At 73.5% G+C, this 11,918-nt stretch carries 12 protein-coding genes; 6 read left to right on the top strand and 6 right to left on the bottom strand.

What is annotated here, in order from left to right:
* Position 1: 1 nt before the first annotated feature.
* From ACFY1T_RS33185 to ACFY1T_RS33175, 3 genes are read right to left on the bottom strand one after another with little or no spacing between them, the layout of a single operon-like run.
* Complete coding sequence (locus ACFY1T_RS33185) at positions 2–874, bottom strand: carbohydrate ABC transporter permease (RefSeq protein WP_384705658.1); 873 nt, start codon at positions 872–874, stop codon at positions 2–4.
* Positions 867–1,835: a carbohydrate ABC transporter permease gene (locus ACFY1T_RS33180; protein ID WP_390791480.1), complete on the bottom strand. Its 969-nt coding sequence runs from the start codon at positions 1,833–1,835 to the stop codon at positions 867–869. Before ACFY1T_RS33180 ends, ACFY1T_RS33185 begins: the two co-directional genes overlap by 8 nt.
* Positions 1,836–1,845: 10 nt before the next feature.
* Positions 1,846–3,165 (bottom strand): ABC transporter substrate-binding protein, encoded by a 1,320-nt coding sequence (locus ACFY1T_RS33175; RefSeq protein ID WP_390791479.1) that lies wholly within the window; start codon positions 3,163–3,165, stop codon positions 1,846–1,848.
* 256 nt (positions 3,166–3,421) lie between these two features.
* Between ACFY1T_RS33175 and ACFY1T_RS33170 the strand changes: the two genes are divergently transcribed.
* Positions 3,422–4,732 carry an ROK family protein gene (locus ACFY1T_RS33170; RefSeq protein ID WP_390791478.1) on the top strand — a complete coding sequence of 437 codons (1,311 nt, stop codon included), beginning with the start codon at positions 3,422–3,424 and terminating at the stop codon, positions 4,730–4,732.
* Between the two features lie 2 nt (positions 4,733–4,734).
* On the opposite strand, the gene ACFY1T_RS33165 is transcribed toward ACFY1T_RS33170, so the two are convergent.
* On the bottom strand, positions 4,735–5,610 hold the full coding sequence (locus ACFY1T_RS33165; protein ID WP_384705650.1) for a LysR family transcriptional regulator: 876 nt from the start codon (positions 5,608–5,610) through the stop codon (positions 4,735–4,737).
* A 141-nt stretch (positions 5,611–5,751) separates the two neighbouring features.
* Here ACFY1T_RS33165 and ACFY1T_RS33160 point away from each other — a divergent pair, with 141 nt between their 5' ends.
* Together ACFY1T_RS33160 and ACFY1T_RS33155 are read left to right on the top strand one after the other, a co-directional pair.
* Positions 5,752–6,489, top strand: coding sequence for an SDR family oxidoreductase (locus ACFY1T_RS33160; protein WP_390791477.1), 738 nt, complete (start codon positions 5,752–5,754; stop codon positions 6,487–6,489).
* Entirely contained in the window at positions 6,482–6,901 is a 420-nt protein-coding gene (locus ACFY1T_RS33155; RefSeq protein ID WP_390791476.1) for a hypothetical protein, read from the top strand. The genes ACFY1T_RS33160 and ACFY1T_RS33155 overlap by 8 nt, the downstream gene beginning before the upstream one ends.
* A 427-nt stretch (positions 6,902–7,328) precedes the next feature.
* On the opposite strand, the gene ACFY1T_RS33150 is transcribed toward ACFY1T_RS33155, so the two are convergent.
* Positions 7,329–8,405, bottom strand: a complete 1,077-nt coding sequence (locus ACFY1T_RS33150; RefSeq protein WP_390791475.1) for an RNA ligase (ATP) — start codon at positions 8,403–8,405, stop codon at positions 7,329–7,331.
* A 136-nt stretch (positions 8,406–8,541) separates the two neighbouring features.
* Here ACFY1T_RS33150 and ACFY1T_RS33145 point away from each other — a divergent pair, with 136 nt between their 5' ends.
* Positions 8,542–9,285: an SDR family NAD(P)-dependent oxidoreductase gene (locus ACFY1T_RS33145; RefSeq protein ID WP_390791474.1), complete on the top strand. Its 744-nt coding sequence runs from the start codon at positions 8,542–8,544 to the stop codon at positions 9,283–9,285.
* Positions 9,286–9,311: 26 nt separating this feature from the next.
* On the opposite strand, the gene ACFY1T_RS33140 is transcribed toward ACFY1T_RS33145, so the two are convergent.
* On the bottom strand, positions 9,312–10,058 hold the full coding sequence (locus ACFY1T_RS33140) for a peptidoglycan-binding protein (RefSeq protein WP_390791473.1): 747 nt from the start codon (positions 10,056–10,058) through the stop codon (positions 9,312–9,314).
* A gap of 433 nt (positions 10,059–10,491) precedes the next feature.
* On the opposite strand from ACFY1T_RS33140, the gene ACFY1T_RS33135 reads away from it, so the two are divergent.
* Entirely contained in the window at positions 10,492–10,932 is a 441-nt protein-coding gene (locus ACFY1T_RS33135) for a hypothetical protein (RefSeq protein WP_390791472.1), read from the top strand.
* 62 nt (positions 10,933–10,994) lie between these two features.
* Positions 10,995–11,828, top strand: a complete 834-nt coding sequence (locus ACFY1T_RS33130; RefSeq protein ID WP_390791530.1) for a MerR family transcriptional regulator — start codon at positions 10,995–10,997, stop codon at positions 11,826–11,828.
* Positions 11,829–11,918: the final 90 nt, after the last annotated feature.

Genomic DNA, 11,918 nt, shown 5'->3' with positions numbered 1-11,918 from the left:
TTCATTTGACGGCTCCCGCCGTGAGGCCGGCCACCAAGTACTTCTGGAGCAGCAGGAATCCGGCGACGACGGGGATGCTGACGACGAGCGAGGCGGCCATGATCTGGTTCCAGTAGACGTCGGTCTGCGTGGAGTAGCCCTGCAGTCCGACGGCGAGGGTGCGGGTGGTGTCGTTCGTCATGACGGAGGCGAAGAGCACCTCGCCCCAGGCGGTCATGAAGGCGTACACGGCGACGGCGACGATGCCCGGGACGGCCGCCGGGACCACGACGCGCAGCAGCGCGCCGAGCGGTCCGCAGCCGTCGACGGTGGCCGCTTCGTCGAGATCGCGGGGCACCGAGTCGAAGTAGCCGATGAGCATCCAGATGGAGAAGGGGAGGGAGAAGGTCAGGTACGTGAGGATCAGCGCGCCGCGGGAGCCGTAGAGGGCGATGCCGGTGGCGTTGCCGATGTTCACGAAGATCAGGAACAGCGGGAGGAGGAAGAGGATCCCGGGGAACATCTGCGTGGAGAGCACGGTGACGGTGAACAGGCGCTTGCCGCGGAAGCGGTGGCGGCTGACCGCGTAGGCGGCGAAGACGGCGATGACGACGGAGGCCGCGGTGGCGGCGCCCGCCACGATCAGGGAGTTCACGAAGTACCGGCCGAGCGGGACGGTGTGCCAGATGTCGATGTAGGGGCGGACGGTGAGACCGCCGGGGATCCAGCGGAAGCGGCCCGCGACGTCCTGGAGCGGTTTGAGGGAGCTGGTGACCATGACGTACACGGGCAGCAGCACGAAGCCGCAGAGCAGGGTGAGGAACACCGCGCGGATCACGCGGAAGGTGAGGGGCGGGGCCTGCGGGGACGAGGGGCGGCCGCGGTGGTCAGCCATGTCCGTTCCTCCGTCCGCGCGTCGTGACGAGCAGGTATCCGGCGGTGACCAGCAGCAGGAAGAGCAGCAGCAGGACGGACATGGCCGATCCGGTTCCGAAGTTCCAGGTGACGAAGCTCGATTGGTAGATGTGGAGGGAGATCAGGTCGGCGGCCTCGGGGGCCGACTTGCCGAAGAGCACGAACGGCGTGTTGAAGTCGTTGAAGGTCCACAGGAACAGCACCAGGACCAGGACCTGGTTGACCGCGCCGACCGCGGGAAGGGTGATGCGGCGGATCTGCTGCCAGATGCCGGCGCCGTCCAGCGCGGCGGCTTCGTACAGCTCGCCGGGGATGTTCTGGAGGGCGGCGGTCACGATGAGGAAGGCGAACGGCCAGCCCTTCCAGACGGAGACGGTCAGCAGGGCCCAGAAGCTGTTGTCGCCCAGCAGCCAGAAGGTGTGCTCGGCGCCGCCCAGGCCCAGTTGGTCGTGGAGGACGTGGTTCACCAGGCCGTTGTCCCGCTGGAACATGAACGCCCAGGTGATGACGGCCGCGTACACGGGCAGGGCGTACGGGACGAGGAACAGGGCCCGCAGGAGGCCGCGGCCGCGGAAACCCTCCTGCGTGAACACCGCCGCCGCGGTGCCCAGCAGCCAGCACAGGCCGACGGAGAGCAGGGTGAAGAGGCAGGTGGTGAGGAAGGATCGCAAGAGGGCTTCGCCGACGGGCCGGTTGACGTCGAGGACGAGCTCGTAGTTGGCCCAGCCCGTCCAGGGGGCACGGGACCAGTCGCGGATGAAGAACTGGGTCAGCCCGCGGAAGCTCATCAGCATGCCCATCACCATCGGGACGAGGTGGATGAGCAGTTCGAGGAGCAGGGCGGGAAGGAGGAGCAGGTAGGGGACGGAACTGCGGGGCAGTCGTGCGGACTTGAGCCCGGTACGGCTCCTCGTCCGGCTCTCGGGGTTCGTGGCGCTCATCGGGTCGGGCTCAGCTCGCCATCTGCTGCCGGGCCTTGGTCAGTTTGGCCTTGACCGACTCGGTGGTGACGGGGCGGCCCGCCGCGGCGTCTGCGAAGAGCTCCTTGACGGCGGTGCCGACGGCGGTCTCGAACTGGGACTCCTGCGGGACCTGCGGGAGCGGGGCGGCGCTGGTGCCCAGAGTGGTGCGGAGCACGGTGAGGTCGTCGGTGGCGAAGGCGGGATCGCTCTGGGCCGCCTTGACGGGCGGGATGGAGCCGTACGTCTTGTTGAGGATCTTCTGCTCCTCGTCGCCGGTCATGAACTTCACGAACTTCAGAGCGCCGTCGATGTTGTCGGTGTTCTTGAAGACGGCGAGGTTGATGCCGGCGACCATGGAGTTGGTGTCGGCGCCGGAGCCGGGTGCGCCGCCCGCGGGCACCGGGACCGGGGCGACGCCCCAGTCGCCCTCCTTCATGCCGTGGCTCTTGAAGGAGGAGGCGGCGCTCTGCCACAGGACCATGGCGGTCTTGCCGTTGGCGAAGTCCTGCAACGACTGGTTCTGGGCGTACTCGGCGTTGCCCGGCGCGATGATCTTGTCCTTGGCCATCAGGTCGACGTACTGCTTGACGGCGTCGACCGCGCCCGGGGAGTCGAAGGTGGGCTTGCCGGCCGCGTCGAAGAAGTCCGCTCCGTGCTGTTTGGCGAGGACGAAGACCTGGTGGATGTTGTTGGAGAGGTTGGCCCCCTCGGCGCCGAGCGCCCACTTGCCGTCCTTGGACAGCTGTCGGCCGGTGGTGACCATCTCGTCCCAGGTCGCCGGGGGCTTCGCCACGCCGGCCTCCTGGAACATCTTCTTGTTGTAGTAGAGCGCGTACGCCATGGAGTAGAGGGGCACGGCGGCCGGGTCCTGGCCGGTGGCGCCGGCCGAGCCGATGGCCGACTCCACGAAGCGGTCCTTGCCGCCGATCGCCGCGAAGTTCTCGGCGTTCCAGGGGAGCAGGGCGCCGGTGGCCTGGAGGGAGGAGGACCAGGTGTTGCCGATGTTGAGGACGTCGGGACCCTGGCCGGAGGCGGTCGCGGCGAGGATCCGGTTGAGCAGGTCCGACCAGGGGACGACTTCGAGCTTGACCTTGATGCCGGTCTGCTCCTCGAACTTCTTCAGCTCGGGGGCGAGGGCCGCCTGGTCCGCCGCGAGGTCGGGGCCCTGGTTGGAGGCCCAGTAGGTGAGCTCCTTGGGGGCGGTGTTGGAGCCGCCGCCGGTGTCCGCGGTGCCGCCGCCGCAGGCGGTGGCAGCGGCGGCGAGCAGGGAGGCGGTGACGGCGGCAGCGGCGGCTCGGGTTCTGCGCATGGCGGATCGGCCCCTTTCGGCAGGGTCGGGGGAAGGCCGGCGGGTGTTCTCGGCTCGGGCGGCGGTGCTTCGGCGGCCGTGCTTCGGCGGGACGCTTCGGCGGGACGCTTCGGCGGCACCCTCCTAGTGGGAGCCGAGCGCCTCAAGGCCTTAATTCAGGACGTGAGTTAAGCCTTGCGAAAGGGTCGCGTCAAGAGGTCTCGCAGGGGTATGTTGCGAGCGACGACAGGGCGGACGGCAGGACGGAAGGAGCCAGATGACCACAGGGCGTGGCGGCCGTACGGTGCGGGACCTGCGGCGCGGCAACCGCAGCGCCGTACTCCAGCGGCTGTACTTCGGCGGGCCGATGAGCCGGCAGGAGCTCGGGCCGGCCACCGGGCTGAGCTCCGGCTCCGTCAGCAACGTGGTCGGTGAACTCGTCGCGGACGGACTCCTGGAGGAGGCCGGCGTCGTCGACTCGGACGGCGGCCGACCGCGCACCCTGCTGCGCGTGGCCCCCGGCAGCGCCCACATGATCGGGGTGGACGTCGGTGAAACCCGGGTCCGGGTCGAGCTGTTCGACCTGGCCCTGACCGAACTCGCGCGCACCGAGCTGCCGTTGCTGCCGCGCGGCTGCTACGACGTCGGCCCGATCGTGGACCACGTCCGGACCGGCATCACCACCGTCCTCGCCCAGGCCCGGGTCGGGACCGACCGGCTGCTGGGAGTGGGCGTCGGCGTCCCCGGCATAGTGGACCGCGAGGCGCCGGGCGGGGCCGTCGTCCACGGCCAGACCATCGGCTGGGACGCGGTCCCGCTGGAGGCCCTGCTGCGCGCGGCCGCAGCCGTGCCCCCGGAGGTCCCGTACATCATCGACAACGGCGCGCGCACGCTCGGCCAGGCCGAGATGTGGTTCGGGGCGGGGCGCGGCGCGCGCGAGGCCGTCGTCGTCCTCTTCGGCTCGGGCGTCGGCGCCAGCCTGATCACGGACGGCTCGCCCGACGGGGAGACGACGGAGGGCACCGCGCTGGAGTGGGGCCACCTGACGGTTTCGGTGCGGGGACGGCGCTGCCGGTGCGGGGCACTGGGCTGCCTGGAGGCGTACACCGGGGCGGAGTCCCTGCTGGCGCGCTGGGCGGAACGGGGCGGCGGCGCCGCGGAGGCGGCGGACGAGGAGGAGGCCCTGTCGGCGCTGCTGGCGGCGGCGGTCGCGGCGGATCCGGTGGCCCTGGAGGTCCTGGAGGAGACCGCGGAGTACCTCGGCGCGGGCCTGTCGGACGTGATCAACCTGTTCCGGCCGGAGCGCATCCTGATCGGCGGCTGGGCCGGTCTGCTGCTGGGGCCGCACATCCTGCCCTCCGTACGGGAGCACGCGGCCCGGTACTCCCTGCGCCATCCCGGCGACCGCGTCACCATCGGCCTGGGCTCCCTCGGCCCGGACGCGGTCACGGTCGGCGCGGCGACGCTCCCGCTGTCGGCGTTCTTCGCCACGGGCGGCCGCCCCGCGCCCCGGCCCCCGCAGCCGGAGGCTCCGGGCTGGCGCACGTCCCTCGAGGTCCGCGCGGGATCCGCGGCCCCGCGGCCCTGAGTTCAGGCACGACCGTCGGCCGCGTGCCGGGCGAGGGTCTCCAGGAAGGCCGTGGTGAGCGGGTCGGGGTGCGGGCGCGTGTAGGCGGCCAGCATCCGGCGCACCGGCGGCTCGGGGCGCAGCACCCGGCCCGCGAAGCCGGAGGGGACGACGCTCTCGGGGACCAGGGCCGGGCCGAGGCCGGTGGCGGCCAACAACGGCGCGGCCGCGGTCTGTTCCGTTCGTACGGCGGCGCGCGGCCGGAAGCCGGCGGCCGCGCAGGCCTGGTCCACCACCTCGGCCAGGCCGTTGCCGGGGGCGTAGTGCACCCATGAACGGTCCGCCAGGTCCGCGAGGCGCACCCGGTCCGGGGCCGGGTCCCCGGCGGGGACGGCCAGTACGAACTCCTCCTCCCCCAACTCCGTCACGGGGCCGTCCCATTCGCCGGGCCGGGGGCCCACGGCGAGGTCGGCGCGGCCCGCGGCCATCGCGGCGATCAGTGCGTCGGTGTGCGGGAACTCCATCAGCCGGACGCGTACCTGCGGGTGCCGCTCGTGCCAGGTGCGCAGCACCGGGAGCAGGATCCCGAGCGTGACCGAGTAGACGGCGGCGACCTGGACCTCGCCGCCGTCCAGGCCGACGGCGCGGCGGGCTGCGGTCCGGGCCCGTTCGGCGTCGGCGAGCGCGGCGCGGGCGTGCGGGAGCATCGCGCGGCCCATCGGGGTCAGCCGGACCGCGCGCGGCAGCCGCTCCAGGAGCGGGCCGCCGGCATCCCGCTCCAGCGCGCGGACCTGGTGGGACAGGGCCGGCTGGGAGACGTGCAGGAGCTCGGCGGCCCGGGTGAACGAACCCGTGTCGACGATGGTGACGAGGTATTCGAGCTGCCGCAGGGTGGTCATGAGCAGATTTTATGGCAGCGGTAGAAACGATGTCTTGGACGTATGGGACCCGCCTGACGGAGAGTCGTGGAGTCGTGGAGGTACACGACGCAGGACCTCAGACCTCAGAACTCAGAACTCCCTTTGACCTCAGGACATCCCATGCCCACTGCTGCTCTCTTCCAGGACTCGCTCGACGGCAAGCGGCTCGTCGTCGTCGGCGCCGGCTCGCGCATCGGGCGGGCGCTGGCCCGCTCGGCGTCGGCCGCCGGTGCCGAGCTCGTCCTCGCCGGGCCCGACGCGGACCGGCTGTCGGCGACGGCGGCCGCCCTGCCCGGACCGGCCCTCATCCAGCGGACCGACCTCACCGACGAGGGGTCGATCGCCGCTCTCGCCGAAGCCGCGGGCCGTGTCGACCACGTCGTCTCGACGGCCGCCGTCCCCGCCAACGGGCCGGTGTCGGGTCTCGTGCTCGCCGACGTCCAGCGGGCCTTCGCCGCCAAGGTGTTCGGGCCGCTGCTGCTCGCCAAGCACCTGGCCGGGCGGATGGACGAGGGCGGCTCCCTCACCTTCTTCTCCGGCTTCGCGGCCTGGCGGCCGGCCCCGGAGCGGGTGGTCATGGCCACCACCAACGGAGCCCTGTCCTTCCTCGTGGAAGCGCTGGCCGTCGAGCTGGCACCGCTGCGGGTCAACGCCGTCTCCCCCGGCATCATCGACTCCGGGGCGTGGGACCGGCTCGGCAAGGACAAGGATGCGTTCCTGCGCGGGGTCGCGGACCGCAACCCGGCCAGGAGGACCGGCACCCCGCAGGACGTGGTGCGGTCGGTGCTGTACGCGATGACCAACCCGTTCGTCACCGGCACCGTGCTCCACGTGGACGGCGGCGCGCGCCTTGTCTGAGATCACCGGCTCCGGCTTCGAGGGGTGGTCGCCCGCGCTGCGGGCGGAGTTCGAGTCCTGCGCGTTCAACGGCCACGTCGGGCAGCGGCTGCTCGGCGAGACGGGCCGGGTCCGGGTCTGGGAGATCCGGCTCGCACCCGGCGAGCGGCTGCCCGCGCACCGGCACGTGCTCGACTACTTCTGGACGGCCGTGACTCCCGGCCGCGCCCGCCAGCACACGGCCGACGGCGCCACCCGGGAGGTCGCCTACGCACAGGGCGAGACCCGTCACCTCACCTTCGGCCCGGGCGAGTTCCTCCTGCACGACCTGGAGAACACCGGCCCGGACCCGCTCGTCTTCACGACGGTGGAGTTCATGGAGGGCCCCAACGCCCCCCTCCCCCTCAATCCCTCCGCGGAACCGCCGGCGTGAACGGCCGGCCCCGCCAGACCGGGGGTCGGCATGGGTCGCGGCGAACCGGGCCCGCTCCTCGGTGAAACCGCGAGCGAGGAGCAGCGCCCTCCCGGCGGCCTCGTGCGCGCAGCCGGGTCCGCTGAGCTCGCCGGTGTGGACGGCCTTGCCCACGTCGTGCGTGGCCGCGCCGAAGAGCACGGCTTCGCGGTCGAAGGGCAGGCCGGGGCAGTACGCGGCCAGCCAGTCGGCGAGCCCGGCGGCCACGTCGTGCACGAGCCGCAGGTGCGCCGCGAGGCGGGGCGGCGCGGGCAGGTCGCGCAGCAGCTCCCGCACGGCGGGCGGCAGTGCGCGCAGTGCGGGGTCCGCGGGGGCGTCGAGGGCCCGGGGCAGTGCGTCGGAGTGGGCCATCGCGCCAGGCTGCCCGGGGCCGGCCCGGGGGCCGGGGTCACTCGTATTCCGTGCCTCCCTTGCGGGTGAGGTAGGCCGGGCTGACGGCCTTGGCTATGGCGCGGCCCCCGACCACCGGGCTGTGGCGCTCCGTCACCGGGCGGATCACCACGCCTTCGCGCAGGTGCACGGACCGCCCGGACACCGTCTCCGGGCCGCTCGCCAGCTCCAGCACCGTGTCGAGTGCGTACGGACCCTCGAAGAGCCTTGGCACGAGGGGCAGTTCACCGTCCTGGAACAGCTCCCGCGGGTCCAGCCACCGCACTTGTCCGTCGATCTCCGCCGATACGTCGAAGACGGCGTAGCCCGGCCCGGTGGCGGCCGTACGGGCGTCCGTTCCGTACGCCAGGTCCTGGACGCCCGCGCCGTACACCTCGCCGAACACTCCGATCCGGGTGGCGCCCAGCCGCTCGGCCAGCTTCGCGGCGACCTCCGGTACGCCGTGCCCGCGCACCGCCCGCCAGTACAGGTTGCGCTCGTCCTCACGCAGGGCCAGCCCCTTCGAGCCGAAGCCCTTGGAGGAGACGAAGACCCGGCCGCCGTCGACGACGTACGTCGACAGGCAGGCCGTGCCGTGCAGCTTCTCGGTGAGGACGACCGGCTCGCCGGGCTCGAACAGGTCCGGGTAGCGCTGGAGGTTCTCGATGTCCACCCACGGCAGCAGCTCCGGCGCCGCCTCCACCTCGCCGCTCATCGTCGTCGGGACGGGCGGCGCCCATTTCGTGATCCCGAGCAGCTCGGCGAAGTCCACGCCCTCCTCGGCCGCCCGCGCCAGGTCCACGTCGGCCAGCGCACGCGGCCGGCACACCAGCCCCTGCGACAGCTCGCCGCGCAGCCGGACCGCCTTGACCCGGTCGGCGGAACCTCCGGCGAGGCGGCCCGTCAGACCGAGCTCCGCGATCAGCTCGGCGGGCAGCACGGCCTGTTCGGGTATGTACAGCGCGAACTCGCCTGTGCGGTAAGCCCCCTTGGCGACGACGGCCCGGTAGAGGCCCACCTGCGCCAGCTCCAGCGCGTCGGCGTTCGGATGCTCGTGGACGGTCAGCTCTTCGGCGGTGACCCGCAAGGTGGACATGTGCGCAACTCCTCGGATGTGACGGTGTCGTGTACGACGGCGTCCACTGTGCCGCCGGGCATTTGCGCTGGTCCAGCGGAAATCCCGGTGTTAGCCTGACGCGCCGCGCCCCCGCCCCCGCACCCAGGAGGTCCCCGTGCCACGTCGTCCGGTCACCGTCGTCACCGGAGGCAGCAGGGGCATCGGCGCCGCGACCTGCCTGCGCCTGGCCGCGGACGGCCACGACGTGGTGCTCGGCTACCTCCGCGACGAAGCGGCCGCCGAGGACGTCGCGCGCCGCGTACGGATGAGCGGTGCGCACTGCCTGACCGTGCGCGCGGACACCGCCGACGAGTGCGGGGTGGAGCGGCTCTTCGACATCGCCGGGGCGGAGTTCGGCGCGGTGACCGGGCTCGTGAACAACGCCGGCGTGACCGGCCCGCTCGGCCGGCTCGCGGACACCGCGACCGAGGACCTGCGGCGCGTGGTCGAGGTCAATCTGCTCGGGTACCTGCTGTGCTGCCGCCGCGCCGCCCGGGACATGGCGGGGGCGGGCGGCGGGGCCATCGTGAACGTGTCCTCGGCGGCCGCCACCCTCGGCAGCCCCGGCGACTACGTCCACTACGCGGCGACGAAGGCCGCCACCGACGCCCTGACGGTGGGGCTGTCCAAGGAGCTCGGCCCGGACGGGATCAGGGTCAACGCGGTGGCGCCCGGCATCATCGAGACCGACATGCACGCCGCGATGGGCGACCCCGGGCGGCCGGCCCGGGCGGCGGCCGGGATCCCGCTCGGGCGGGCCGGACAGCCGCAGGAGGTCGCCGGGGCCGTGGCCTGGCTGCTGTCCCCGGACGCCTCGTACACGACGGGCGCCGTCCTGCGGGTCTCGGGCGGCCGCTGACCTCGGGGGTGCGGTCCGCTCCGGCCTCAGCCCCCGAAGGCCGCCCGGGTCGCCGGGCCGTAGACCCCGGGCTGGTCGCCCTTGATGTCCCGGTCACGCTGCAGCTGCGCGACCCCGCGCTTGGTCTGGCTGTCGTACTCGCCGGTGACCGACACGTACGTGAACCCCTGCCCGTGGAGCCGCTCCTGGAGGGCGCGCACCTCGGGCCCGCTGTCACCCATGCGCAGCGTCCCCGAACCTCCCGGGGACGCCGCCCCGGACGGGCCGCTCGGCGCCGCCGGCCTGGGGGTCTGCCCCGCGGACGGTCCCGCCGGGCCCGGGCTCGATGCCGTTCCCGGCCCCGACGGCGCCGCCGGGGGCGCGGAGGCCCGTGCGGACCGCTCGGGCGAGGCTCCGGCGTCGTCGGCCCCGGCTCCGGGGCTGCGCGCCGGGAGCACCGGCAGGGACAACTCCGGCGGCCTCACGGCCCGCCGGGGCTCCGGGCCGGGCCCGGTGAGCCAGAACGCCAGTCCGCCGGCCGCGGCGAGGGCGAACAGGGCCAGGGCCACCAGCGGCACCCGGCTGCCGCGCTCCGGCGCGGCAGGCACGCCGGCCGTCTCCACGGCGGCGCCCCCACCCCCGGTTTCGGGCGCGTGGAAGGACACGGGGACGGGCCCGGTGTGCGGCCAGGCGGGCGTGGTCGACCGGGGCGGCCGCGTGGAGGGGGCCACGTACGGGCGCACGAACGGGCGGTCGTCGGGCGCGCCTGCGCTCTCGTCGGATTGGTGGGACACGGTTGTCTCCCGGCGGGGTGGGGACCGGCGCGGCGGTGCGGTGTCGGCCCCCACCCTCCCGGTCAGGCCCTGCGCCGCCGCGCGACCAGGACCGTGCCCGTGGCGGCGCCCGGCTGACGGGCGCCTCGGGTCGTCATGGGGTCAAGCCGATCGCGGACCGGTGCGAACATATGAGATATCTCCGAAGTGCAGCTCATGCGGTGGTTCTTGAGTGCTTGATCGGCGCACTCTTTCCTCCCGGGATGGCCCCGGTCAAGCCGGGTGTCCGATCTGCACCATCCGTCCGTTCCGCTTCTCGACCCCGGTAGCCCTCGGCACCCGGACCGTGACGGTGAGGCCTCCCGGGCCGGCTCCGGGGCCGACTCCGCCGCCGCTTCACCCGGACGCGTGAGCGCGGGCCTGCGAGCGGCCCGTGGTGCGGCATGGTGGTCGGATGCAGTTACGCCGGGCCCTGCCCCTGTCCCTCGCCGCGCTGCTCGCGAGCACCGGCTGCGTCTCCGTGGTCCCGGAGGCGGTTCCGGCTCCGTCGCGCGGCTCCTCGGCGGCCGCGGACGCGCAGGACACGGCCGATGCGTCGGCCGTCCGCGACCGGCCGCCGGCTCCCCCCGAGCCCTTGCCCCTGCCGCTGGGCCGGCTCCCCGAGCCGCCGGCCCCTCCGCCGGTCCGGGCCGCCCCCGAACGGCCACCCGCCGTACGCGGCGCGAAACCGCCCGCGGCGCCCCGCCGGGCGCGCCCGCCCAAGCCCGCGCCGCCGCGCACCCCGCGACAGGCGGTCCCGCCGCGGCTGCCCCGGCCCGACGAGCTGTGCGCGGCCGCCGAGGGCGCCGTACCGCCCTCCATCGTGGATCTGTGCATCCGGCAGTATGGCCGCTGACCAGGAGATATCGCTCAGGACTTGACCCTCCCCCCGTGTCAGGGCCTGCACTGGAGGACGTCATGTTCACCATCGGAGACTTCGCCAAGCACGGCCGGGTATCGGTCCGCATGCTGCGCCACTACGACGCCATCGGACTGCTGCGCCCGGCCCGTGTCGACCCCGCCAGCGGGTACCGCTACTACGAGGCCGGGCAGCTCGCCCGCCTCAACCGTGTCATCGCGCTCAAAGAGCTCGGCTTCAGCCTGGAAGAGGTGGGCTCGATCCTCGACGAGCGGCTGGGCGCGGAGGAGTTGCGCGGCATGCTGCGGCTGCGCAGGGCCGAACTGGAGTCGGCCATGGCCGCCGCGGCGGCCCGGCTGACCCAGGTCGAGACGAGGCTCCGGACCATCGAGAGCGAGGGATCCATGTCCAGTGTCGACGTCGTCGTCAAGAGCCTCCCACCCGTCCGGCTCGTCGAGCTGACCGGGGTGGCCGGGAGCTACGAGCCGCAGGACATCGGGCCGGTCATCGGCCCGCTCTACGAAGAGCTCTGCCGCCGGATCGAAGCCGCCGGGGTGGTCCCGGCCGGCCCGGGGGTCGCCTATTACGAGGACGCGCCGGGCGCGGAGGCCGGGGCCGTCCTCGTCCACGCCGGGCTGCCGGTGGGGCCCTCGGTCCGCGCCGAGGCACTCGGGGGCGCGGTACGGGTGGTCGAGCTGCCCGGGGTGGAGCGGGCCGCGACGGTGGTGCACCGGGGCTCGATGGACGGCATCCTGCCCACCGCCCAGGCACTCGCGCACTGGATCGACGCGAACGGCCACCGCTCGGCGGGCTACGCACGCGAACTGAGCCTGGCCTGCCCGGAGGACCGGACCCAGTGGGTCACGGAACTCCAGGAGCCCCTGGCCCCCTAGGGGGTGTCGTCGAAGTAGCTTCGTCCGCCCGCGAGGGCGGGGCCGGCGGGGTCTGGTGCGTGTGATCGCAAGGCGGAGGAGAGAGGCGAC

It is taken from the genome of Streptomyces sp. NPDC001194, assembly GCF_042896985.1.
Classification (GTDB): Bacteria; Actinomycetota; Actinomycetes; order Streptomycetales; family Streptomycetaceae; genus Streptomyces.
The sequence above is the reverse complement of the archived record's forward strand: the minus strand, read 5'-3'. Positions and strand labels throughout refer to the sequence as shown.